The organism is Kribbella qitaiheensis, from assembly GCF_042657745.1.
GTDB classification, from domain to species: domain Bacteria; phylum Actinomycetota; class Actinomycetes; order Propionibacteriales; family Kribbellaceae; genus Kribbella; species Kribbella qitaiheensis.
The window spans coordinates 355,671-379,201 of sequence record NZ_JBHSKE010000006.1; the positions used below are offsets into that span (position 1 = coordinate 355,671).

Here is a 23,531-nt window from a genome sequence, read left to right on the forward strand (position 1 = left end):
CGAGCTGTTGCTGGTGGTGTTTCACGTGGAACGGCGCCCTGGTTCGGCTGGAGAGTCAGCCGGTGCCAGGGCGCCGTTGCTACGTTCGAGATCGGGTGGTGATTCGTTTGCCGGGGACGGTCTCTGTTTGCCGGGCCGCAGACGGTTAGGGCTGTTGGGGCTTGATGGGGTCCATCAAGGTGACGATTCGTTCTAGGTCGTCCAGGGAGCCGAACTCAACGGTGATCTTGCCCTTGGTTTTGCCTAGGTCTACTTTGACCCGGGTTTCGAAGCGGTCGGAGAGACGCTCGGCCAGGTCGACGAGGCGCGGGGCTACCGGCTTGTTGCGGCGGCGGGCGGGGGTGGGGTCGTCGGCGGACATGTCGCCCATGGCGACGATCTCTTCGACGGTGCGGACCGAGAGGCCTTCGGCAACGATGCGCTGGGCGAGGCGCTCGATGGCGTCGCCGCTGGGGAGGCCCAGGAGCGCGCGGGCGTGGCCGGCTGAGAGCACGCCTGCAGCGACTCGGCGCTGCACGGAGGCAGGGAGCTTCAGGAGGCGGAGGGTGTTGGAGATCTGCGGGCGGGACCGGCCGATGCGGGTGGCCAGGACCTCCTGGGTGCAGCCGAAGTCGTCGAGCATCTGCTGGTAGGCAGCCGCTTCTTCGAGTGGGTTCAGCTGGCTGCGGTGCAGGTTCTCCAGCAGGGCGTCGCGCAGCATCACGTCGTCGGCGGTGTCGCGGACGATCGCCGGGATGGTCGCGAGGCCGGCCTGCTGGGTCGCGCGCCAGCGGCGTTCGCCCATCACCAGCTCGTACTTGTCGTCGCTGAGTCGGCGGACCACGATCGGCTGGAGCAGGCCGATCTCCTTCACCGAGTGGACCAGCTCCTCCATCGCGTCCTCATCGAAGACGCTGCGCGGCTGCTTCGGGTTCGGCGTGATCTTGTCGACGTCGATCTCCGCGAACTCGGCGCCCGGTACCGCAGCCAGCTCCGGCGCCGCCGGTGCGGGCGGTGCGCCCGGGATGGAGCTGGACTTGCTGCCCAGGGTCGTGCTGGTCCCGGCAGCCGGTGTGCTGGGGATCAGCGCACCAAGTCCGCGTCCGAGTCGGGTGTTCATCGCCGCTCCCTCGAGGTTCGACTGCCTAGTACTGACCACAACTGTTCACTGCTCCCAGCCGGCAGACCTCACGACCCGCCGCCTGTATTCGACCTACTCCGTACTGCGCCACCGCGGTACTCCTGCGGACCTTTGCACGAAGCACCACCTCGGCGAGGTGGTGCTCCACAGGCTCCCCGGAATGCTCATCGCCGGCGATGCCGCCAGTCGACTCGCCGCCTGAGCTGTCGACCAGTCACCACGGTGACAAGTCGCCATTCTCCGTGACGGCGAAGACAACCTCGCAACGGTAACTGGTCGGCCGCGATGGCACGACATCCGGTCGAGGTTCGTGGAGCCTGACACCGTGTGTCGTACGGGCGTCCGGGATCCGTATCTCCAAAAGAAGAACGCTCGCCAGCCCGGTGGAACGTGGGCGGCGAGCGTTCGGGACTACTGCGTCAGGCGTTGTTGCGCATGGCGATTTCGCGAGAGGCTTCGAGGTACGAGAGAGCGCCGGCCGAGGCCGGGTCGTACGCCAGGACGGTCTGGCCGTGGCTCGGGGCCTCGGAGATGCGGACCGAGCGGGGTACGGCGGTACGGAGTACCGCGTCCTGGAAGTGGCCGCGGACCTCGGCGGCGACTTCGCCCGCCAGCTTGGTGCGGGCGTCGTACATGGTGAGCAGGATCGCGGAGACGTCCAGCGTCGGGTTCAGGTGTGACTTCACCATGTCGATGTGGCGGAGGAGCTGGGACAGACCCTCGAGCGCGTAGTACTCGCTCTGAATCGGAACCAGAACCTCGCGGGCCGCGGTCAGCGCGTTGACGGTGAGAAGACCGAGCGACGGCGGGCAGTCGATGAAGACGTAGTCGTACTTCTCGCCCGCGGCCTCGGTCTCCGCCAGGTGAGCGTCGAGTGCCTTCTTCAGGCGGCTCTCCCGCGCCACGATGCTGACGAGTTCGATCTCGGCGCCGGCCAGGTCGATGGTGGCCGGTACGACCACGATGCCGGGGTGCTCGGCGCAGGGAGCCAGCAGCTTGCTCAGCGGCTCGCCCTCGATGATCGCCTCGTAGACACCGGGTGTGCCTTCCTGATGGTCGATCCCCAACGCTGTCGAGGCGTTGCCCTGAGGGTCGAGGTCGATCACCAGGATCCGGGCGCCGTACAGCGCGAGGCCGGCGGCGACGTTGACAGTCGTCGTGGTCTTGCCGACGCCACCCTTCTGGTTGGCGACGACGAAGACCCGGGTTTCTGCGGGCAGCGGGAACTCGCGGCCCATCGTGCGTCCTTCATTCACCAGCAGGGTCCGTTCGGTGGCGGCGGCGATCGGAGTCTCGAGAAGTCTTCGCTGAAGCTCGTCCGACGTGGCCCGGGCGGCGATCTGTGCGGCAGTCATAGCGCCCATTCCAATAGGTGCGGTGCTTGGCCCGAAGAGGATGTCCGTGGGGGTCGGGGCGGGTTTGCCCCCAGGTTCATCCACAGGCTTCTGTGGATGAATTCCCGTGTCAGGAGGCGTTTCCAGGGGGTAGTCATCCACAGGCCGTGGGGATTCGGGGTACTCCTCGTCCGATCCCTCGGCGGTGGCGGTTTCACGTGAAACGTCGTCTGCGAGTGCCTCAGCTTCAGCGGTCTCGGTTTCACGTGAAACGGGTTCTGGTGAAGCAGAACGTGGCTCGGCGTCGAGCCCGATCGAGGCAGCCGCGCGCAACGGAGACGGGTGCTCCTGGCCGGCACTCTGCTCCGACTGAAGGCCGGTGGCTGACTCCGGAGCCACCTCGGTGGTCTGTTCAAGCGCTACCTCGGCGACCTGTCCGGGCGCCACCTCGGCGGTGGGCTGGTCGTCGATGACCGCGGTACTGGTGCCGGGCGATGCCGCTGAAGTCGGTGGCGCAGTCGCCGTCAGCGGAGCGGCCCCATCGCTGTGCGACGCGGCTTCCGGGGGCGATGACGGGGCGACAGGGGAAGGGAAATTCGGCGCCTCTGAGGCTGAGGCTGAGGTAGTGGAACGCGGCCGATCTTCGGCGGGAGAGTCCGGGGTTGGCGGGACTTGGTGGATGGTGGCCTGGTCTGCGGCCGGCCAGCCGATTCCTTGTGACACCCGAGGTTCACCGGTGCTCTTCTCAGGCCATCCGAGGGCACGACTCACGAACCCGCTCACCTCCCGCGTCTTCTGTGCTGGGATCCCCGCGCAGCACGTCCGGCCACAATACTCACGACTGTCGTCGGCTGGGCCAGTTCATCCACACCGAGTTCGTGGACGTGCCATTCCTCCGCGCCGAGGGCCTGCAATTCGCGTTCGGAGCCGGCCAGTTCCTCCTCGACGGAGGCACCTTTCATCGCCAGCATCAGGCCGCCCTCGACCACCAGCGGCAGGCACCAGGCGGCCAGCTTTCCCAGCGGCGCGACCGCTCGGGAGGTGACCACGTCGTACGACGCGGTGGGCAGATCCTCGGCGCGGGAGCGCACGACCTCGGCGTTGGTGCAGCCCAGCATCTCGACGGCTTCCTGCAGGAAGGTGGTACGCCGGAGCAACGGCTCGACGAGCGCGACCTGGAGATCGGGACGGACAAGGGCGAGCACGATCCCCGGCAGACCGGCACCGGTGCCGATGTCGGCGACGGTGGATTCCTCGGGGATCAAGCGCTCCAGCACAGCACAGTTCAGCAGGTGGCGGTCCCACAGCCGCGGCACCTCGCGCGGACCGATCAGGCCCCGCAGTGTTCCTTCTGTGGCCAGCAGTTCGGCGTACGCCGCAAGCCGGTCCGCCGCTCGTGGAAAGAGTTCCTCCACGAGCGGCGGGGTTTCACGTGAAACGTCTTCCGTCACGAGCAGAACACGGCGATCACGCGGGCTGGACGACGACCCGGCGACGCGGCTCCTCGCCCTCGGACTCGCTGGTCAGACCGGCGGCCGCGACGACGTCGTGCACGACCTTGCGCTCGAACGGCGTCATCGGGTCCAGCCGCACCGAAGCGCCACTCGCCTTCACCTCGTCGACCGCCTTCCGACCGACCTCTTCGAGCTCGGCCTTCCGGTTGGCGCGGTAGTTCGACACGTCGAGCATCAGCCGCGACCGCTCACCGGTTTCCCGGTAGACGGCCAGCCGGGTCAGCTCCTGCAGCGCCTCGAGCACCTTGCCGTTCTCGCCGACCAGGTTGCTCAGGTCGGCGCCGACGATCGACACCGCGGCGCGGTCGCCGTCGATGTCCATGTCGATGTCGCCGTCCAGGTCGGCGATGTCCAGCAACTCCTCCAGGTAGTCGGCCGCGATGTCGCTCTCGGCCTCCAGTGCCTTGAGGCGGTCGGCCGCCTGGTTCGTCGCCGGAGCGGACTTCTCCGCCGCCTCGGTGTTCTGCATGCCGTCGCTCACGGCCACTCCTTCACGGTTCGAGATCCGCCCCACGGGGACCCACGTAGTACAGAGCAGAGAAATCAGGGGATGCCGGCGTCTGCCGGTCAGCCGTCGGTCCTAGGAGCGGCCGGACGAGCCACCGCCGGGCTTCTTCTGCGCGGCCTTCTTCTGGGCTGCCTGACGAGCGGCCCGCGACTTCGCGGCCGGCTGGCGCTTTCCGGCGGACGAGGTCTGCTTGGCCGCGGCAGCCTTCTTCGCGGGCTGCTGCTGGCCATTGCTCGACGACTTCGGCACATCCTGCACGGGCGCGCTGTCTTCCGAGGCGCCCGACGGGGACGCGGGCGAACCCGTCTTCCGGGTGCTGCGCGACTGACGCTTCGGCTGCTGCCGGTTCGCCGGACGGCGGTCGGTGGCAACCGAGCCTTCGCCCTCACCATCGGCCCCGGCCAGACCCGCGTCGGCAGGCTTACCGGCGCGCAGGTTGTGCTCGCGCTTGCGCGCTTCCATCGCGTCGTACGCCGGGGTGCCGGGCGCCGGGTTGCGCCGGATCACGTAGAACTGCTGGCCCATCGTCCACAGGTTCGAGACGAACCAGTAGATGAGCACACCGATCGGGAAGTTGAAGCCACCGATCAGGAAGAACACCGGGAAGACGTAGAGCATGATCTTCTGCATCTGCGCCGCCTGGCCCTCGAGGGCCTCCTTCGGCATGTTCTTGCGCATCAGCTGGAGCTGGGTGATGAACATCGTGGAGGTCATCAGGATGATCAGCACGACGGCGACGATCTTGACGTTGAGCGCACCCGGGCCGCTCGCCCGCAGGAACGTCTGCGAGATCTCCGCACCGAAGATCTTCGCGTGCTGCAGCGACTCGACGTACGGGTCCATGATGCTGCTGTGTGTCTTGCCCTTGGACGCGTAGTCGAGCACGCGGAACAGGGCCAGGAAGATCGGCGACTGGAGCAGCAGCGGCAGGCACGAGGAGAACGGGTTGGTGCCCGTCTCCTTGTACAGCTTCATCATTTCCTGACCGAGCTTCTCCCGGTCATGGCCGTACTTCTTCTGCAGCTCCTTCATCTTCGGCTGCAGCAGCTGCATATTCCGGCTGGATCGGATCTGCCGGACGAAAAGCGGGATCAGCAGGGTCCGGATGACGATGGTCAGACCGGCGATGGACAGCGCCCAGGCCCAGCCGCCGTTCGGGTCGAGCACCAGACTCCACAGCCAGTGCCACCCGACGAGCAGCGCGGACACGGCCCAGTAGAGCGGGGTCATGACCGCGTTGAAAACGTCTACGATCCCGTCCCACAGGGCGAGCTGGGGGATGGCCAGAAGAGTCACTCAAGCACCTCGCTGCGCGGGCCCGGCGTCGACGGACGGACCGGGCTGGTTGGCGGAGTCGGAATCTCCGCGCTGGTCGACATCTGTAGGTGGAACGGGGTCGTAGCCGCCGGGGTTCCACGGGTGGCAGCGGGCGAGTCTCCTCGCCGCCAGCCAGCTACCGCGCACCGCGCCGTGCCGCTCGACCGCTTCCAAAGCATAGGCAGAACAACTGGGGTAGAACCGGCAGACCTGCCCGTACATCGGGCTGACGAACTTCCGGTACAACTTCAGAAAACCGATGATCCCGTACTTGACGGGCGCGATCTTCATCGCGTGTCCAGACGCCGCAGGGCGCCCTGTACGTCATCGGCCAGCTCGTCGTACGACGAGGAGGCCGATGCGGGGAGTGCGCGCACCACCGTCAAGCTGCCGGTCGGCAGGTTCGGGAGTTGCGCCGCCATCACAGCACGCAGACGGCGGTGGACGCGGTTCCGCAGAACCGCATTACCCACCGCCTTGTTCACCACGAATCCGACACGAGCGGGCTCGACCGCAGGGCCGGCCCGCAGCAACTGGTGGACCACCACGGCACGCCGACCAGCCCGCCGTCCGGACCGGACAGCGCGGCGGAATTCGTCGGACCGGCGGAGCCGGTTCGACGCGGGTAACACGAGGTGGTCACCGTCGCCAGCTCAACGGCTCAGGCCGCCAGGCGCTGGCGACCCTTGCTACGACGGGAGGCGAGGATCGCACGGCCCGCGCGGGTGCGCATCCGAAGACGGAAGCCGTGCTTCTTGTGCCGACGACGGTTGTTCGGCTGGAACGTCCGCTTGCTCACTGGAATGACTCCGGTTACTCGAGATCACATGTGTCGACAAATCCACTGATAGATCTGTCCCTGGTGCAGGTCCTGCCCACCGCTCGAGAATCCACAATGGTCCCGCAGGGAGCGCAGCACGAAACGGCCGGCTCAACACCGACTGATCCACGGTACGTGGCGGCCTGTGGACAGGTCAAACCAGTCATCCCCATACTTTTCCACAGGCCTGTGGACAGAACGCGCAGTCAGGGACCCGTCACTCACTGGTCAGAATGGCTACGGACGGCGACAGCGATGGCGCGGCCTCATCATGACTACGCTCCGGCGTCTACCCGACACGCCGGAGGTCGCCCACATTTTGGGTCCCATAGCCTGTGGATGACGGCTTGAAGCGGTGTACGCACACTTGTTAGCGTCAGCCCCTCACACCAGAGGTCCCGTACCCCGAGATCGGTAACCAAGTAGCTCCGCGCTTCGTTCACAACTGTGGACAACGGTGTGGACAATGAGGACACCGGCTGAGGAGATCAGCAACTGCGACGTGCGGCCGACCGGCTGCCGGAGTAGTGGCCGGGTGACGGGTCAAGGTCGCGTTGTACCGGGGGCGACCCCGGGAGCGCCGGCCACCGCAGCGAAGGATTCGGGGAGCAACGCGTGGTCGAGGACCAGTCCGCCAGTGCGGAACGCAAGGCGGAAGTGAAGGATCTGGACGAGGCCTGGACCCGGGTTCTCGCGGGACTACCACCGAACCAGCGGGCCTGGCTGACGAACTCCCGGCCAGTGACCCTGCACGAGAGCACCGCGATCGTCGCCGTCCCGGACGACTTCACCCGCGGTCAGTTGGAGACGCGCCTGAGGCCCGACCTGGAGCGCATCCTCAGCGAGAGCTTCGGTCGCGACATCCGGATCGCCGTCACCGTCGACCCCTCGCTCGACCCCGAGGTCCGCGAGCCGACCGCGGCGCAGCCCGCAGTACAGGACTCGGCGCCGGCGATCCACTCGCCGCTGCATGAGCCGATGCACCAACCGCTCCAACAGCCGGGCCTTCAGCAATCCGGACTCCAGCAGCCGGCCCAGCCGATGCACGGCCAACCCATGCACGGGCAGCCGATGCATGGACAGCCGGTCAACGGGCAGTCGCTCCAGCCGGGGCTCCAGCAGCCCAGCGAGCCGCTCGGTTCGGTCGCACCGCCGCCGAACGGGTCCGCCCGGAGCCAGACGGCGACCGAGGCCCAGGGCGAGGCCCGCCTCAACCCGAAATACACGTTCGAGACTTTCGTCATCGGGAGCTCGAACCGGTTCGCGCACGCCGCGGCGGTCGCGGTCGCCGAGGCGCCGGGCAAGGCGTACAACCCGCAGTTGATCTACGGCGACTCGGGTCTGGGCAAGACGCACCTGCTGCACGCGATCGGCCACTACGTCCGCAGTCTCTACACCGGCGCGCGGGTCCGGTACGTGTCCAGCGAAGAGTTCACCAACGACTTCATCAACGCGATCCGCGACGACAAGGCCGCGCAGTTCCAGCGCCGGTACCGCGACGTCGACGTGCTGCTGATCGACGACATCCAGTTCCTGGAAGGCAAGATCCAGACCCAGGAAGAGTTCTTCCACACGTTCAACACGCTGCACAACGCGAACAAGCAGATCGTGATCAGCTCCGACCGGGCGCCGAAACGCCTGGAGGCGCTGGAGGACCGGCTGCGGAACCGGTTCGAGTGGGGCCTGATCACCGACATCCAGCCGCCCGACCTCGAGACCCGGATCGCGATCCTGCGGAAGAAGGCCGCCACCGAGCGGCTGACGGCGCCGCCTGAGGTGCTGGAGTTCATCGCCAGCAAGGTGCAGACGAACATCCGTGAGCTCGAGGGCGCGTTGATCCGGGTGACCGCGTTCGCCAGCCTGAACCGGCAGCCGGTCGATCTATCCCTCGCCGAGATCGTGCTCAAGGACCTGATCCCCGAAGGCAGCAAGCCCGAGGTGACGGCCAGCATGATCATGGGCCAGACCGCCTCGTACTTCGGACTGTCGATCGACGATCTGTGCGGATCGAGCCGGAGCCGGGTGCTGGTGACCGCGCGCCAGATCGCCATGTACCTGTGCCGCGAGCTGACCGATCTGTCGCTGCCGAAGATCGGCCAGCAGTTCGGCGGCCGGGACCACACCACCGTGATGCACGCCGAGCGGAAGATCCGTCAGTTGATGTCGGAGCGGCGCAGCGTCTTCAACCAGGTCACCGAGCTGACCAACCGGATCAAGCACCAGGCCAAGCAGCAATGACGTGCCGTGTGACCGTGCCCGAAGCCCTGTACGCCGAGCGCTACGACACGGTCACACGAACCACACAGGCTGGGGAAAGTCCTGTGGATAACTGTGGGTATCCCGGTGGACACACTCGCCTTGCCTGTGGATTGGCTGTGTGGATCGCGAGCGTCGTCACCAGCCGTCCAGAGAACGCCCCGATTTCATCCACACCCGGTCCCCAGCCACTTTCGGCCTCTGACCTGCGAACTCGTCACTTGTCCACAGTTTCCACCGGTGCGAAGAACCCTATGGAATCTGTAAGGAAGTCCCAGTCCACAAAAGGGTCTGGGCGCCCAACCTGGGGAAAACCTCGATTTCGTACCTGCTGCCGGCCCCTCTTGCACGACCTGTCAGGCTGTCCTCACGAGCCCCGAAAAGCTCGGGTCGCGACCCGCCCGAACCGCCACGTCAAGCCCGGTTGGCGCACATCACATCTGTCCGTGGCAGGATCTGCCTGGCACACAGCCGAATCAGGAGGCACCCAGCGGTGAAGTTTCGCGTCGAGCGCGACGTACTGGCCGAGTCGGTGGCCTGGGCCGCGCGCAGTTTGCCCAGTCGTCCCAGCGTCCCGATCCTTGCGGGACTTCTCATCGAGGCCGAGGAAGGGCAGATCACCCTGTCCGGCTTCGACTACGAGACCTCCGTGCGCGTCACCGTGCCCGCCCAGGTGGCGGACACCGGCAAGTGCCTGATCTCCGGCCGGCTCGTCGCCGACATCTCGAAGAGTCTCCCGAACCAGCCCGTGGACATCGCTGTGGACGGCGCGAAGGCGCAAGTCACCTGTGGCACCTCGCGCTTCACGCTCCAGACGCTTCCCACAGAGGAATATCCGGCTCTGCCCGATCTGCCGGCGGCCAGTGGCACCGTCCGGAGCGACGTTTTCGCCCAAGCGGTCGCCCAGGTGGTCACCGCCGCGGGCCGGGAGGACACCCTTCCGGTGCTGACCGGCGTACGGGTCGAGATCGAGGGATCCACCATCTCGCTGCTCGCGACCGACCGGTACCGGTTGGCGATCCGTGAGCTCGAGTGGAACCCGCAAAGCCCAGATGCCTCTGCTGCAGCCCTTATCCCGGCCCGGGTCCTGTCGGAAACCGCGAAAGCGATGACCGGAACCGACATCGTCGTCTCTCTGGCCACCCCTGGCAGCGGTGAGGGCATCGTCGGCTTCGAGGGTCAGGTCTCCGGCGGCAACCGGCGCGCCACCACCCGCCTGCTCGACGGCGAGTTCCCGAAGGTTCGCGGCATCATCCCGACCGACGCGGCGATCGCGACCCGGGTGCGGATCGACACCGCCACCCTGGTCGAGGCCGTGAAGCGTGTCGCCCTGGTGGCCGAGCGCAACGCGCCCGTCCGGCTGACCTTCTCCGAGGACACCGTGACGCTCGACGCCGGCAGCGGCGACGAGGCGCAGGCGTCGGAGTCGATTGAAGCGCGGGTCGTCGGGGAACCGGTGACCGTCGGCTTCAACCCGACGTACCTGCTCGACGGCCTGAACGCGATTGGAACATCGGTCGCCCATCTGGCGTTCACCCAAGCGACGAAGCCGGCCGAGCTGACCGGCGTGAAGGACTTCGAAGGCGACCCGATCAGCGAGTTCCGGTATGTGCTGATGCCGGTTCGCCTGAACAGCTGAACCCAGGGAAAGCCAACAGAACAAGGGGATTCACGATGGAGCTCGGCCTTGTCGGTCTCGGCAAGATGGGCGGCAACATGCGCGAGCGGATGCGTGCCGCGGGCCTGAACGTGGTCGGCTTCGACCACAACGCGAGCATCTCCGACGCGACGGATCTCGCCGACATGGTCGGCAAGCTGACGGCACCGGACCAGCCGAAGGTGGTCTGGGTGATGGTGCCGGTGCAGGCCGTCGACCCGGTACTGACCGAGCTCGCCGAGCTGCTGTCCGAGGGCGACATCGTGATCGACGGCGGCAACAGCCGCTGGACCGACGACATCCGCCGGGCCGGGCAGCTCGCCACCAAGGGCATCAAGTTCGTCGACTGCGGTGTCTCCGGTGGTGTCTGGGGTCTGGAGAACGGCTACGCGCTGATGTGTGGTGGAGACACCGACACGGTCGCGACGGTGATGCCCATCTTCGAGGCGCTCAAGCCCGAGGGTGAGTTCGGCTTCGTGCACGCCGGCAAGGTCGGCGCCGGCCACTTCGCCAAGATGGTCCACAACGGCATCGAGTACGCGATCATGCAGGCATACGCCGAGGGCTTCGAGCTGCTCGAGGCCGCGGACATCGTCGAGAACGTTCCGGAGACGTTCGACTCCTGGCGCGAGGGCACCGTGATCCGGTCCTGGTTGCTCGACCTGATGGTGAACGCGCTCAAGGAAGACACCCACCTGGACAAGATCCGCGGCTACGCCGAGGACTCCGGCGAGGGCCGCTGGACCGTCGAGGCCGCGATCGACCACGCCGTACCGGTGCCGGCGATCGCCGCGTCGTTGTTCGCGCGGTTCGCCTCGCGGCAGGACGACTCCCCCGCGATGAAGGCGATCGCGGCGATGCGGAACCAGTTCGGCGGCCACGCGGTGAAGGGCGCCGAGGACCCGTCGTACGCGACACCGCCGATCAAGCACTGAGGTGTATGTCACCGCCCTGGGTCTGGTCGATTTCCGGTCGTACCAGCAGGCGGAGGTCCAGCTCGCGCCGGGTGTGACCGCCTTCGTCGGACCGAACGGTCAGGGCAAGACCAACCTGGTCGAGGCGATCCACTACACCGCGACGCTCGGCTCGCACCGGGTGGCGAACGACGCTCCCCTGGTTCGAGCCGGCGCCGCGCGGGCGATCGTGCGCACCGAGGTCCGTTCCGACCACGAACGCGATCTGGTGATCGAGCTGGAAATCAATCCTGGGAGGGCAAATCGGGCCCGGGTGAACCGCGCGCCGGTTCCCCGGCCCCGGGACGTGCTCGGATTGCTCCGTACGGTGCTCTTCGCGCCCGAGGACCTCGCCCTGGTGAAGGGTGATCCGTCCGAGCGGCGACGGTTCCTGGACGAGTTGCTCACCCTGCGGACACCCCGGATGGCAGGTGTCCGGCAGGACTACGACCGCATTCTCAAGCAGCGGAACTCCCTGCTGAAGAGTGCCTCGATCGCCCGTCGGCAGAACCGATCGGGCGGCGCCGTCGAGGGACCACTCCGCACCCTCGAGGTGTGGGACTCGCACCTCGCGCGAGCCGGCTCCGAACTCCTCGCGACCAGGCTCGAACTGCTGGAATCCCTGCGCCCGCTGGTCTCCGGCTCGTACGACGCTGTTGCCCGAGGCAAGGGTGATGCCCGGCTCGAGTACAAGTCGTCGGTGCCGTTGGAGCCAGGGGTGACCTCGCGGGAAGAGCTCGCGGAGGTGATCCTCAGCGCAGTACACGAGCGGCGGTCGGACGAGCTCGATCGCGGGGTGTCGCTGGTCGGGCCGCACCGCGACGACATGGTGCTCGGACTCGGGGACTTGCCTGCGAAGGGGTACGCGAGTCACGGTGAGTCCTGGTCGTTCGCGCTCGCGCTGCGGCTGGCGTCGTACGAGTTGCTCAGGTCGGACGGGGGTGAGCCGGTGTTGATCCTGGACGACGTGTTCGCCGAGCTCGACACCCAGCGCCGCGATCGCCTGGCCGAACTGGTCTCGCCCGCGGAACAGGTGCTCGTCACCGCCGCGGTCGGGGCCGACGTACCGGCAGAGCTGAGTGGGGCCCGGTTCGATGTCGCCGACGGGACGGTCCGGCGTGCCTGAGGACGGGGACCTCCGTCCGGACGCGGACCTGCTCGGCGGGTTCGGAGCCCAGCCTCTGCCCGATCGACCCGAACCGAAACCGCGCGCCGAACCCGTCCGGAGCGAGCCGAAACCCCGGAATTCCTCTGAGAGCGGCTTCGAGAGCGAGGTCGACGACTCCCCCGAAACGCCGGAGAAGGGCTCCGAGCACGACAAGCAGGGCCTCGAGCTGGCCAAGTCGCTGGCCGGTCGATTGAAGGGGATGGCGGCGAATGGCCCGATCAAACCGGTCAAGCGGACCCGTCGCCGGCGGGCCACCGGTACGCAGGTCAGCGGATCCCGACCGGATGAGCGCGATCCCCAACTGCTGACGAACACCCTCGGCCGGCTGATGCGGGAGCAGGGCTGGGAGGTCGACGTCGCGGTGCACGGCGTGATGGCGCGCTGGCCGTCGATCGTCGGACCCGAGATGGCCTCGCACTGCAAGCCCGAGAGCTACCAGGACACCGAGCTCACCGTGCGGACCGACTCGACCGCGTGGGCCACGCAGCTGAAGATGCTGGCGCCCGATCTGGTCCGCCGGCTGAACGCCGAACTCGGCGACGGCACTGTCACCAGGGTCAACGTGCAAGGCCCGCACACGCCGAGTTGGCGCAAGGGCCCCCGCACCGTGCGTGGCGGTCGCGGCCCTCGTGACACCTACGGCTGACGGACCCCATTGAGGGGTGGCCTGGAGACCCACCCGATCCCCTAGGATCGGCCCGATGCGCACGATCGTTGACGGTTTCCGCGAGATGGTCCACCTGATCGGCGACACGTTCCGGCTGTGGTGGCGGAACCTGTTGCCCCTGGTGACCTGGTTCCTGGCCGGCTATATCGGCTTCCGGGCCTCGATCAGTGCTGCCATCTGGCTGTCGGAGCACCAGCACTCGAGCCTCGGCGTCGGCGTCTTCTCGGCCGGCGTACTGATCCAGATCGCCGCCACTGTCGGCATGATCCGGACCTGCGCCAACTCGCTGTACCGCTGGCGCGACGCCGCCACCAACAAGGCCGAGGAGACGTCGGACCCGACGCAACGCGGGCTCTTGGAACTGCTCTCGATCACCCTGCTGCCGCTGGTCGCCGTCTGGTCGGCCTGGGGATTCCTCGATGACCAGGTCCAGGAGTTGACCACCAGCAACCTCGTGCAGCGTGGTCTGCAGCCGGGTGGCCAGTTCTTCGAGCTCGGTGGGACGGCCTATCGCGCCTACCTGCCGGCGATCGTCATCCTGCTGGTCCTTCGCCGGGTGATCGAGGCCATCGACGACCGCTGGCCGAGCCGGCCGGCCAAGTTCACCCAGGTCTGGGCCGAGTCGTTCTTCCTGTTGCTGACCGTGGTGGTCACGCCGTTCGCGATCGCGGACTTCAAGTCCTGGTTCAAGGAACGGAACTTCTGGTACCTCTCGGTCGACTGGTGGGACGGCGCGAAGGAGTTCTTCGCCGGTATCCACATCCCGGTCCCGGCTGGCCTCGAGTTCCTCTGGGGCTTCTTCTGGGAGTCCCTCTGGCCGCTGTTCAAGCTCGGTGTCGCCGAACCGCTGACCTGGCTCGCGATCACTACCGTCGTCTTCGGACACCGGGTGCTGTCCAGCGGCGCGGTGTTCCGCGGCACCCGGCTCGAGCGCCGCCTCGGGCATCGGGTCGATCCGGACGCGCCGAAGCAGAACAGGATCGTCGCGCTCACCAACCAGGCGCCGAACCTGCTGCTGGGCGGTCTGCGGGAGAAGTTCTACCCAGCACTGAACGCCTTCCGGCTGCTGGTCCGGGTCGGACCGGTCTTCCTCGGCGTGGTCTGCATGGTCTACACCTTCTGGCTGCTCGGCAGCGACTGGGCGTTCGTCGCGCTGCAGCGCGGGATCGGCGTCCACGGGCAGCAGTGGGGTCTGATGAACCACGAGATCGCGGCCGCGATCCGGGACGTCGTGTTCGAGACGCTCCGGATCGCCTTGCTGGCCGCCGCTTTCGACCTGTGCATCTCGGTCGGCGCGGAACGCCGGGCAGAGGCAGCGGAGGCCGCCGCGACCGCCGACGAGAAGAAGTACGAACGCGAACCCGAACCCGCCACGGTCTGAGTCAGCCGGCAGAGCGGCTGCCTGGGCCTGGCGATCTCAGCGGGTCAGCAGGATGCGCCGGCGCTCTTTGAGGTTCTCGACCTGGAGACCGGTCAGGTGCGGTACGGCGGACTCGGGCACCACGTAGACCTGCGCGAGCTTCCCCGCCTTGTTCCGGGTGAACGGGTGGTCGTCGTCGTCGCAGTACGTCGGCAGCGGGAATCCGTAGGCGCTCTGGCTCTTCCACAGGTTGCCCCGGTCGTCGCGCAGTTTCGCCTCACAGGTGAACCCGTCGGAGTCCATCTTCAGCCCGTCCTTCGGCGTGAGGGACGCGGTCGCGACGATCACCACCGAACCGGCCGGCTGGTCGAGGTCGATCGGCTTGTTGTTGTCGTCCACCAGTTTCGTGTACGGCTGCAGCGAATCGAGCTTCCACTCGACCAGGCCGATCGTGGCCGGTCCGGGCCCCACCACCTCGGTGACGGCGCCGTTGTCGTAGACGTTCTCCTCATCGTCCAGATAAACCCGGAGCACCAGGAAGGCGCTGACGCCCAGCAGTGCGATCAGCAGGGAGATCTGCGCGGTGAGCCGGAGCAGGCGGTTCGAGGGATTCATCAGGCCACCCGGGTGACGGACTTGGGGATCACGTACTCCGGCGCCGCGGTGTCGATGAGTTGCTGGGCGACCTTCTCGTCGGGCACCCCGAGGTCGACGGAGACGTCCTGGGTCAGCACCGTCCAGAACTGGACCGTGACGAAGTTGAGGGTGAGCCCGTTGAGGTCAGCGGTGTTCACCTCGAACACGAGACTGCCGGACCGGGCGAAACCCGGCTCGGCGAAGTCGGCGCCGTTGACGATCGTGGCGGCGACCGGCCGGTACTCCGTACCGTCGTCGGTGGTCAGGGTGGCGTCGTTGCTGCCGACGTCCTCGGTGCCGCGGACCGTCTCGTACTCGACCGCGACGAAGGCGCCGTTGGTCTCGACCGGCTTGTCGTCGTCGTCGACGTAGGCCTTGGCGACCTTCATCCGGTGCACGGTGATGGTCGAGTCGCGGTACTTCAGCGTCTCGCCGATGGTGCCGTGCACGACCTCCCGGTTCTCCGAGTCGTAGACCCGCTCCGGCGTCGCCAGCCGGGTCAGTCCGCCGAGCAGCACGAAGAGGACGCCGACGAGCACCGTGCTGGTGCGATACAGCTTCACTTGGTCTCCGTCGTGGTCGTCGTGGGCACCCGGACCACCATGGCGGCCTTCTCGTTGTGCCAGTACGGGTCCTCGGACGCGCCGAGCAAACCGATGTCGGAGTCGTAGCTCTCCGCCAGGAAGCCGAACTCGAGCTTGTCGCCGGTGAAATCGGCCGGTACGTCGAACTTCGTGGTGCAGGACTCCGCCGGCAGGCCGTAGACGAAGACCCAGTTGATGGCGCCGCGGCAGGTCGCCCCGTTCGACTCGATCGGGTCCTCGCCGCCGCCGACCACCAGAAGAACCATCTTGCCCGACAGCGAGTTGCTCTTGTGCTCCTCGTCGTCGATGTTCTTCACGTCGAGCGACAGTTCCACCCGTGCCTTGGCCGGGTCGTACTTCGTCTTCGGCGTCCGGATGATCTGCGCCGAGGTGACGCCGAACTCGTACCGGCCGGCCTCGAAGGTGGTGGGTGCGTCGACCGTGTCGACCCTGCGGCCCTGCTTCTCCTTCCAGCCGCCGGTGAACAGGATGACGAGGACCACGACGACGATCAGGGCGATGGCGATCAGCCATTTGCGTCGGTGCCGGTGGATCACCCGGTCGGCGATCATGGCGTCGATGACGTCGTCGAGACTTTCCACGGCAGCGATCCTAAGGGGCGGGAGGGGCGGTCGGCCGGGTGCGTCGAGTCTCGTCCGGCAGACAGTCAGCCGTGATCCGGCCAGAAGCCACTGAGCGCCGTGAGCGCTTTCGGAGCCCCCTCCCCGCGTGGGGGGACATGGACACGAGTCCGAAAACACGCCCTGTCCACAGTTAGAGCCGCCTCATGGCAGGTTCTGCTTCGGTCGACGGGTAAGATGGAGCTGTTGAGAAAGCCGCACCGCTGATGAACACAGTAGGGGCGGCTTCTACTGTGCATCAATGCCCCGCGCGCGTGGGGTCCGAGGAGGACAACAGCCGGTGACCGACGAGCCGACCGAGATCGATGTAACCCCGTCCGCCGACAGCACCGGCACCGAAGTACCACTCAGCGTGATCCCCTCCAGCATCGTGGAGACGGAGTACGACGCGAGCGCGATCCAGGTCCTCGAGGGCCTCGACGCGGTCCGGAAACGGCCGGGCATGTACATCGGGTCCACCGGTGAACGCGGTCTGCACCACCTGGTCTACGAGGTGGTCGACAACGCGGTGGACGAGGCGCTCGCCGGGTACTGCGACAAGATCGTGGTCACGCTGCTGGCCGACGGCGGTGTGAGCGTAGTCGACAACGGCCGCGGTATCCCGGTCGGCATCGTCGAGTCCGAGGGCAAGCCGGCCGTCACGGTCGTGCTCACCGTGCTGCACGCCGGCGGCAAGTTCGGCGGCGGCGGTTACAAGGTGTCCGGTGGCCTGCACGGCGTCGGCGTCTCCGTGGTGAACGCGCTGTCCAGCCGCCTGCGGGTGGACGTCAAGACGAACGGCAAGGCCTACACCCAGTCCTTCACCGTCGGCGTGCCCGACGCGGACCTGGCCGAGGTCGGGACGTCGGACTCGAACGGCACCACGATCACCTTCTGGCCCAGCCCGGACGTCTTCGAGACGACGGTCTACTCCTTCGAGACGCTGTCCACCCGCTTCCGCGAGTACGCGTTCCTGAATAAGGGCCTCGAGTTGGTGATCCGGGACGAGCGCCCGGACCACACCGCCGACGGCGAGCCGGTCGAGCAGTCCTTCAAGTACGACGACGGCCTGGTCGACTACGTCAAGTACCTGACCGGCATCCGCGAGACGGTGCACCGCGACGTGATCGCCTTCGAGGCGGCCCAGGGCGACGACAGCCTCAGCCTCGAGGTGGCGATGCAGTGGAGCGGCTCGTTCCAGGAGTCGGTGCACACCTTCGCGAACACGATCAACACGCATGAGGGCGGCACCCACGAAGAGGGCTTCCGGGCCGCGCTCACCTCACTGGTCAACTCGTTCGGCGAGGACCAGGGCATGATCAAGAAGAAGGAGGACAGGCTCACCGGCGACGACGTGCGCGAGGGCCTGACCGCGATCATCTCGGTCAAGCTGGGCAACCCGCAGTTCGAGGGCCAGACCAAGACCAAGCTCGGCAACACCGAGGTGAAGGGCTTCGTCCAGCGGGTCGTGAACGACCGGCTCGGTGCCTGGTTCGAGCAGAACCCGGCCGAGGGGCGCGAGATCATCCGCAAGGCCACCGCGGCCGCGAGTGCCCGGATCGCCGCCCGCAAGGCGCGCGACCTGGCCCGCAACCGCAAGGGCCTGCTGGGTGGCGGCGGGCTGCCGGGCAAGCTGTCCGACTGCCAGTCGACGAACCCGGAGGAGTGCGAGGTCTACATCGTCGAGGGTGACTCGGCCGGTGGCTCCGCCAAGGGTGGCCGCGATCCGAAGTTCCAGGCCATCCTGCCGATCCGCGGCAAGATCCTGAACGTCGAGAAGGCCCGGATCGACAAGGTCCTGCAGAACAACGAGGTCCAGGCGATCATCTCCGCCCTCGGCACCGGGATCCACGAGGACTTCGACGAGGAGAAGCTCCGGTACCACAAGATCGTGATCATGGCCGACGCCGACGTCGACGGCCAGCACATCCGGACGCTGCTGCTCACCCTGCTGTTCCGCTTCATGCGGCCGCTGATCGAGCGCGGTCACGTGTACGCCGCACAGCCGCCGCTGTACAAGATCCGGTGGAGCAACTCGCCGCACGAGCTGGCCTACACCGAGCGCGAGAAGGACGGCCTGATGGCGGCGGGCGCCGAGGCCGGCAAGAAGTTGCCGAAGGAGAACGGCACCCAGCGGTACAAGGGTCTGGGTGAGATGAACGCGCAGGAGCTGTGGGAGACCACGATGGACCCGGCCAACCGGGTGCTGCTGCAGATCACCCTGGACGACGCCGCCCGCGCCGACGAGACCTTCGCGACGCTGATGGGCGACGACATCGAGGCCCGCCGGAACTTCATCCAGCGCAACGCCAAGGACGTCCGCTTCCTTGATATCTAGGCCCGCCGCGTCCCCTGGAGCCGGGGCAGCCCACGGTTGCCCGGGCCCGGCGGACCCCTCGCAGCGCCGACCTCACCGACGTACTGACACGAACGGGACGAGCACCAGATGACCGAGACCCCCATTTCTCCGGGACACGACCGGATCGAGCCCCTCGATCTGCAGACGGAGATGCAGCAGTCGTACCTCGACTACGCGATGGCCGTCATCGTCGGCCGCGCGCTGCCGGAGGTGCGCGACGGCCTCAAGCCGGTGCACCGTCGCATCCTCTATGCGATGTACGACGGCGGCTACCGGCCGGACCGGGGCTTCTCCAAGTGCTCGCGCGTCGTCGGTGACGTGATGGGTCAGTACCACCCGCACGGTGACTCGGCGATCTACGACACCCTGGTGCGGCTGGCGCAGCCATGGGTGATGCGCGCGCCGATGATCCAGGGCCAGGGCAACTTCGGCTCGCCGGGTAACGACCCGGCCGCCGCGATGCGATACACCGAGTGCCGGCTGGCCCCGCTGGCGATGGAGATGGTGCGCGACATCGACCAGGACACGGTCGACTTCCGCCCCAACTACGACGGCCGCTCGCAGGAGCCGGTGATCCTGCCCAGCCGCTTCCCGAACCTGCTGGTGAACGGCTCGGCCGGGATCGCGGTCGGGATGGCGACGCAGATCCCGCCGCACAACCTGCGCGAGGTCGCCGCCGCGGCGAACTGGTGCCTGGAGAACCCGGACGCCAGCCAGGAAGAGGTCCTGGCGGCGTGCATGGAGCACATCAAGGGCCCGGACTTCCCGAACGGCGCCCTGATCGTTGGTTACAAGGGCATCGACGACGCCTACCGCACCGGTCGTGGCTCGGTCACGATGCGCGCGGTGGTCGACATCGAGGAGGACGCCAAGGGCCGGACCAGCCTGGTCGTCAGCGAGCTGCCCTACATGGTCAACCCGGACAACCTGGCGCAGAAGATCGCCGAGCTGGTCAACACCGGCAAGATGAACGGCATCGCCGACATCCGCGACGACACGTCGTCCCGGACCGGTCAGCGCCTGGTGATCGTGCTGAAGCGGGACGCCCAGCCCCGCGTCGTACTGAACAACCTCTACAAGCACACGCAGCTGCAGGACACCTTCGGCTGCAACATGCTCGCGCTGGTCGACGGCGTACCGCGCACGCTCAGCGTGGACCTGTTCATCACGCACTGGATCGACCACCAGATCGAGGTCATCCAGCGCCGGACCCGCTACCGCCTCCGCGAGGCCGAGAAGCAGGCCCACATCTACCGCGGCTACGTGAAGGCGCTCGACGCGCTGGACGAGGTCATCGCGCTGATCCGGCGCAGCCCGGACGTCGACGAGGCCCGCCAGGGCCTGATCAGCTTGCTGGACATCGACGAGGTGCAGGCCCAGGCGATCCTGGACATGCAGCTGCGCCGCCTGGCCGCCCTGGAGCGGCAGAAGATCATCGACCGGCTGAACGAGCTCGAGGCCGTCATCGCCGACCTCGAGGACATCCTGGCCGACCCGGTGCGGCAGCGGAACATCGTCCGCGACGAGCTGGCCGAGATCGTCGAGAAGTTCGGCGACGAGCGGCGGACCGAGATCATCGCGGCCGACGGCGACCTGTCCGTGCAGGACCTGGTCCCGGACGAGGACGTGGTCGTCACGATCACCCGCGGCGGCTACGCGAAGCGCACCAAGACCGACCTGTACCGCACGCAGAACCGCGGCGGCAAGGGTGTTCGCGGCGCCACCATGCGGGCCGAGGACGAGATCGGGCACTTCTTCGCCACCACGAACCACCACTGGATGCTGTTCTTCACCACCAAGGGCCGGGTCTACCGGGCCAAGGTGTGGCAGCTGCCCGAGTCCGCACGCGACGCCAAGGGCTCGCACGTGGCGGGCCTGCTGTCGTTCCAGCCGGACGAGGAGATCGCCCAGGTCCTGACGCTGCGCGACTACGAGCAGCAGCCCTACCTGTTGCTGGCCACCAAGCGTGGTCTGGTGAAGAAGACGGCGCTGACCGACTACGACTCGGCCCGGCAGAGCGGCATCATCGCGGTCAACTTCCGCGACGAGGACGACGAGCTGATCGGTGCGGAGCTCGCCTCGGCCGACGACGACCTGATGCTGGTCTCCAAGAAGGGCCAGTCGATCCGCTTCACCGCGAACGACGAGCAACTGCGCCCGATGGGCCGGGCCACCTCCGGTGTCACCGGGATGAAGTTCCGCGACGGCGACGAGCTGCTCTCGATGGCCGTGATCCGGGCCGGCTCGGAGGAGGACGCGCAGTACGTCTTCACCGTGACGGACGCCGGCTACGCCAAGCGCAGCCGGGTCTCGGAGTACCGCCAGCAGGGTCGCGGCGGTCTCGGCATCAAGGCGGTCAAGCTGAACGACGAGCGCGGCTCGCTGGTCGGCGCGCTGATCGTCGTCGACTCCGACCAGGTGCTCGCGATCAAGTCCAGCGGGCAGGTCGTGCGCAGCCGGGTGGACAGCGTTCCGGTCAAGGGCCGCGACACCATGGGGGTTAAGTTCGCGGGCGTCGGGGAATCTGATGCTGTGGTCGCGATTGCCCGCAACACCGATCTCACCGTCGAGATCGAGGGTGTCGAGGGCGCCGGGGAGGTTGCTGCCCAGGATGTGGACGGATTGCCAACCGAAGAGGCCCCTCAGAGCGTCCAGGATGATGACCAGCATTCGACGGACGTCGACGGCGCGGCTACCGTCGAAGATGACGAAGCCGGCCAGGAGGGCACCTGATGACCAACCGCGCGAGGCCGACATGGCCTGACGGGGCGGACAGCGGCAAATCCCAGCGGCCACCGCAAGGCGGCAACGGGAAGTCCCAGTCCACCCCCACGGCCACACCGACCTCCAACGGTCGTACGCCCAGCGCAAACGGCAAGAGTTCCGCCAACGGCAACGGCACCCCCGGCAACGGCCAGCCAAGACCCAGTACTCCGAACGGGCAGCCCAGCGAGATCCGCCAGCCCCGTTCGGGTGCTCCGGCGAACCAGCCGGGGCCGGCGAGCGTGGCCAAGCCGTCGCGGCCGCCGCAGCAGCCACCGGTCCGGCCGGTCGTGAAGCAGGCCCCGCCAGTGGTTCCGCCGTCGTCCCACGGGTCTTCCCAGGCTCCTTCGGCGCAGCGGCCACCGCTGGCGACCCCGAGTACTCCGGGTCGTCCGGAGCCGCGGTTCCCGGCTCCCACGGGTCAGCCTGGGGGCGGCGGCCAGCCCGCGACCCCGTCGTACGGGCAGACCGGTAAGGCGTCCACCGGCGAGTCCTTCGGGGACCGGGTGAACGCGGCCAAGCAGGCGGTCATCGACAAGGCCGGCGCGCTCAAGGAGGCGGCGACCTCGGGCTCTGACCCCAAGGCCCGGAGCGGCACCGAAACCAAGACGAACCGGTTCGGGGTCAACACGGACGCGAAGGTCGAGGCGCCCAGTGTGGGCGCCGGCGCGGCGGTCAGCGCCAGGGCGACCACCGGAGCCGGCAGGTCGACCTCGCCGAGCGTGAAGACGTCGACGAGGCATCAGACCCGCAAGGCCCGGCTGCGCCTGTCGCGGCTGGACCCGTGGTCGGTGATGAAGACCTCGTTCCTGCTGTCGATCGCCTTCGGCATCGTCGTCTGGGTCGCGGTGTTCATCGTCTGGTCCGCGATCGGCGCGGCCGGCGTCTTCGACAACATCAACAACACGGTGACGGAGGTCCTCGGTACCCCGGCGGCCGAGCCGTTCCGGATCGAGAACTACATCAACACCGGCAAGGTGATGGGATTCACCACCCTGCTGGCCTGCGCGGATGTGCTGATCATCACCGCGCTGGCGACACTCGGATCGTTCCTCTACAACATCGCGGCCACCCTGCTGGGCGGCCTCGAGGTGACGCTCGCGTCCGAAGACTGACGGCTGGAACCGGGTTCGATCGGGCCGCGGCCCGGCCCGATCGGAACCGGTTTGGGAGACAGGCGTTCAGTGCGGTAATCTCTCCCGGGTTCGACCCCGCAATGCGGGCCTATAGCTCAGACGGTTAGAGCGCTGCCCTGATAAGGCAGAGGTCACTGGTTCAAGTCCAGTTAGGCCCACCCCCGATCGACAGGCGATCCAAGGAGTCCCGGTGCTGAAGAAGGTTCTGCTGGTCCTGCTGGCCAGCATCGGTGGATACTTCGCTTACAAGAAGACCCAGCAGGCCCGCGCCGAGCAGGACCTCTGGGCCGAGGCCGTCGACCCGGTCACCCCGGGCCGCTGACCACCCCCACGGGGGCGTAGCTCAACTGGCAGAGCACTGCCTTTGCAAGGCAGGGGTTAGGGGTTCGAGTCCCCTCGTCTCCACAACCTCTTTTCCGCTGGTCAGAGCCTGATTCCTGGCTCCCTCCCTCACCGAGGTTGGCCGCCAGATCCGTCAGCGTGCCACATCAGCCCTCCACCTCGTCGTCGCCCTGGTCCTCACGAGCGGCGTCGATCTGGCGATGTCAGTGCAATTGCTGAGGCCATCACGTCGTTAGCGATGACGACGACTTCGTCAGCAACGCGCCCGGCTACCTCGTCGAAGATCTCGGCTCTGACGAGCGTTACGAGTTGCTGTCCGTAGCGCAACGCACAGCGACCCTGTTATGGGTACTTGATGGTCTCGTTCGCGGCGACGGTATCGAAGGGTGGATCGAATCGCGCTTGGCCAGCGGTCCG

At 67.4% G+C, this 23,531-nt stretch carries 20 protein-coding genes, 2 tRNA genes and 1 pseudogene; 12 read left to right on the top strand and 11 right to left on the bottom strand.

What is annotated here, in order from left to right:
* Positions 1–145: 145 nt before the first annotated feature.
* The 8 genes and pseudogenes from ACFPJ1_RS06145 to rpmH all read right to left on the bottom strand — a co-directional run bounded on the left by ACFPJ1_RS06145 (position 146) and on the right by rpmH (position 6,592).
* The gene (locus ACFPJ1_RS06145; protein ID WP_380101890.1) at positions 146–1,099 is read right to left on the bottom strand and encodes a ParB/RepB/Spo0J family partition protein; all 954 of its coding nucleotides are present in this window, start codon (positions 1,097–1,099) and stop codon (positions 146–148) included.
* A 440-nt stretch (positions 1,100–1,539) separates the two neighbouring features.
* Positions 1,540–2,475: a ParA family protein gene (locus tag ACFPJ1_RS06150; protein ID WP_380101892.1), complete on the bottom strand. Its 936-nt coding sequence runs from the start codon at positions 2,473–2,475 to the stop codon at positions 1,540–1,542.
* Between the two features lie 758 nt (positions 2,476–3,233).
* Entirely contained in the window at positions 3,234–3,869 is a 636-nt protein-coding gene (gene rsmG, locus ACFPJ1_RS06155) for a 16S rRNA (guanine(527)-N(7))-methyltransferase RsmG (protein ID WP_380101894.1), read from the bottom strand.
* 52 nt (positions 3,870–3,921) lie between these two features.
* Complete coding sequence (locus ACFPJ1_RS06160; protein ID WP_465261064.1) at positions 3,922–4,449, bottom strand: Jag family protein; 528 nt, start codon at positions 4,447–4,449, stop codon at positions 3,922–3,924.
* A 333-nt stretch (positions 4,450–4,782) separates the two neighbouring features.
* Positions 4,783–5,706 (bottom strand): annotated as a pseudogene (gene yidC, locus ACFPJ1_RS06165) (membrane protein insertase YidC); the annotation flags it as partial.
* Between the two features lie 66 nt (positions 5,707–5,772).
* Complete coding sequence (yidD, locus tag ACFPJ1_RS06170) at positions 5,773–6,084, bottom strand: membrane protein insertion efficiency factor YidD (RefSeq protein WP_132292984.1); 312 nt, start codon at positions 6,082–6,084, stop codon at positions 5,773–5,775.
* A complete protein-coding gene (gene rnpA / locus ACFPJ1_RS06175; RefSeq protein ID WP_380101896.1) occupies positions 6,081–6,425 on the bottom strand; it encodes a ribonuclease P protein component in 345 nt (114 codons plus the stop codon). Before rnpA ends, yidD begins: the two co-directional genes overlap by 4 nt.
* A gap of 29 nt (positions 6,426–6,454) precedes the next feature.
* Complete coding sequence (gene rpmH, locus ACFPJ1_RS06180; protein WP_077018336.1) at positions 6,455–6,592, bottom strand: 50S ribosomal protein L34; 138 nt, start codon at positions 6,590–6,592, stop codon at positions 6,455–6,457.
* Positions 6,593–7,270: 678 nt separating this feature from the next.
* On the opposite strand from rpmH, the gene dnaA reads away from it, so the two are divergent.
* The 6 genes from dnaA to ACFPJ1_RS06210 all read left to right on the top strand — a co-directional run bounded on the left by dnaA (position 7,271) and on the right by ACFPJ1_RS06210 (position 14,695).
* On the top strand, positions 7,271–8,851 hold the full coding sequence (gene dnaA / locus ACFPJ1_RS06185) for a chromosomal replication initiator protein DnaA (RefSeq protein ID WP_380102373.1): 1,581 nt from the start codon (positions 7,271–7,273) through the stop codon (positions 8,849–8,851).
* Positions 8,852–9,362: 511 nt separating this feature from the next.
* Entirely contained in the window at positions 9,363–10,508 is a 1,146-nt protein-coding gene (gene dnaN / locus ACFPJ1_RS06190) for a DNA polymerase III subunit beta (RefSeq protein WP_380101897.1), read from the top strand.
* Between the two features lie 35 nt (positions 10,509–10,543).
* Positions 10,544–11,461 carry a phosphogluconate dehydrogenase (NAD(+)-dependent, decarboxylating) gene (gnd, locus tag ACFPJ1_RS06195; protein WP_380101899.1) on the top strand — a complete coding sequence of 306 codons (918 nt, stop codon included), beginning with the start codon at positions 10,544–10,546 and terminating at the stop codon, positions 11,459–11,461.
* A 1-nt stretch (position 11,462) separates the two neighbouring features.
* Entirely contained in the window at positions 11,463–12,605 is a 1,143-nt protein-coding gene (gene recF / locus ACFPJ1_RS06200; RefSeq protein ID WP_380101901.1) for a DNA replication/repair protein RecF, read from the top strand.
* Entirely contained in the window at positions 12,598–13,293 is a 696-nt protein-coding gene (locus ACFPJ1_RS06205; protein ID WP_380101903.1) for a DciA family protein, read from the top strand. The genes recF and ACFPJ1_RS06205 overlap by 8 nt, the downstream gene beginning before the upstream one ends.
* Positions 13,294–13,348: 55 nt before the next feature.
* Complete coding sequence (locus ACFPJ1_RS06210) at positions 13,349–14,695, top strand: hypothetical protein (protein ID WP_380101905.1); 1,347 nt, start codon at positions 13,349–13,351, stop codon at positions 14,693–14,695.
* 36 nt (positions 14,696–14,731) lie between these two features.
* Here ACFPJ1_RS06210 and ACFPJ1_RS06215 read toward each other — a convergent pair whose 3' ends face one another.
* From ACFPJ1_RS06215 to ACFPJ1_RS06225, 3 genes are read right to left on the bottom strand one after another with little or no spacing between them, the layout of a single operon-like run.
* Positions 14,732–15,289: a hypothetical protein gene (locus tag ACFPJ1_RS06215; protein WP_380101907.1), complete on the bottom strand. Its 558-nt coding sequence runs from the start codon at positions 15,287–15,289 to the stop codon at positions 14,732–14,734.
* A complete protein-coding gene (locus tag ACFPJ1_RS06220; RefSeq protein WP_380101909.1) occupies positions 15,289–15,873 on the bottom strand; it encodes a DUF4352 domain-containing protein in 585 nt (194 codons plus the stop codon). Before ACFPJ1_RS06220 ends, ACFPJ1_RS06215 begins: the two co-directional genes overlap by 1 nt.
* Entirely contained in the window at positions 15,870–16,496 is a 627-nt protein-coding gene (locus ACFPJ1_RS06225) for a hypothetical protein (protein ID WP_380101911.1), read from the bottom strand. The genes ACFPJ1_RS06220 and ACFPJ1_RS06225 overlap by 4 nt, the downstream gene beginning before the upstream one ends.
* A gap of 280 nt (positions 16,497–16,776) precedes the next feature.
* Between ACFPJ1_RS06225 and gyrB the strand changes: the two genes are divergently transcribed.
* The 6 genes from gyrB to ACFPJ1_RS06255 all read left to right on the top strand — a co-directional run bounded on the left by gyrB (position 16,777) and on the right by ACFPJ1_RS06255 (position 23,177).
* Positions 16,777–18,852, top strand: coding sequence for a DNA topoisomerase (ATP-hydrolyzing) subunit B (gene gyrB / locus ACFPJ1_RS06230; RefSeq protein ID WP_380101913.1), 2,076 nt, complete (start codon positions 16,777–16,779; stop codon positions 18,850–18,852).
* 171 nt (positions 18,853–19,023) lie between these two features.
* Positions 19,024–21,606: a DNA gyrase subunit A gene (gene gyrA, locus ACFPJ1_RS06235; protein WP_380102374.1), complete on the top strand. Its 2,583-nt coding sequence runs from the start codon at positions 19,024–19,026 to the stop codon at positions 21,604–21,606.
* On the top strand, positions 21,606–22,751 hold the full coding sequence (locus ACFPJ1_RS06240; RefSeq protein ID WP_380101915.1) for a DUF3566 domain-containing protein: 1,146 nt from the start codon (positions 21,606–21,608) through the stop codon (positions 22,749–22,751). The genes gyrA and ACFPJ1_RS06240 overlap by 1 nt, the downstream gene beginning before the upstream one ends.
* 105 nt (positions 22,752–22,856) lie before the next feature.
* Positions 22,857–22,930: transfer RNA gene (locus ACFPJ1_RS06245), tRNA-Ile, on the top strand.
* A gap of 32 nt (positions 22,931–22,962) precedes the next feature.
* Complete coding sequence (locus tag ACFPJ1_RS06250; RefSeq protein ID WP_241995359.1) at positions 22,963–23,094, top strand: DLW-39 family protein; 132 nt, start codon at positions 22,963–22,965, stop codon at positions 23,092–23,094.
* A 10-nt stretch (positions 23,095–23,104) separates the two neighbouring features.
* Positions 23,105–23,177 (top strand) — tRNA-Ala (locus tag ACFPJ1_RS06255).
* Positions 23,178–23,531: the final 354 nt, after the last annotated feature.

Bases quoted from the DNA above. Each gene is read 5' to 3' on its own strand.
- ACFPJ1_RS06145 (WP_380101890.1), bottom strand. From the start codon at position 1,099: ATGAACACCCGACTCGGACGCGGACTTGGTGCGCTGATCCCCAGCACA.
- ACFPJ1_RS06150 (WP_380101892.1), bottom strand. From the start codon at position 2,475: ATGACTGCCGCACAGATCGCCGCCCGGGCCACGTCGGACGAGCTTCAG.
- yidD (WP_132292984.1), bottom strand. From the start codon at position 6,084: ATGAAGATCGCGCCCGTCAAGTACGGGATCATCGGTTTTCTGAAGTTG.
- gnd (WP_380101899.1), top strand. From the start codon at position 10,544: ATGGAGCTCGGCCTTGTCGGTCTCGGCAAGATGGGCGGCAACATGCGC.
- ACFPJ1_RS06210 (WP_380101905.1), top strand. From the start codon at position 13,349: ATGCGCACGATCGTTGACGGTTTCCGCGAGATGGTCCACCTGATCGGC.
- ACFPJ1_RS06215 (WP_380101907.1), bottom strand. From the start codon at position 15,289: ATGAATCCCTCGAACCGCCTGCTCCGGCTCACCGCGCAGATCTCCCTG.
- gyrB (WP_380101913.1), top strand. From the start codon at position 16,777: ATGCCCCGCGCGCGTGGGGTCCGAGGAGGACAACAGCCGGTGACCGAC.
- gyrA (WP_380102374.1), top strand. From the start codon at position 19,024: ATGCAGCAGTCGTACCTCGACTACGCGATGGCCGTCATCGTCGGCCGC.
- ACFPJ1_RS06240 (WP_380101915.1), top strand. From the start codon at position 21,606: ATGACCAACCGCGCGAGGCCGACATGGCCTGACGGGGCGGACAGCGGC.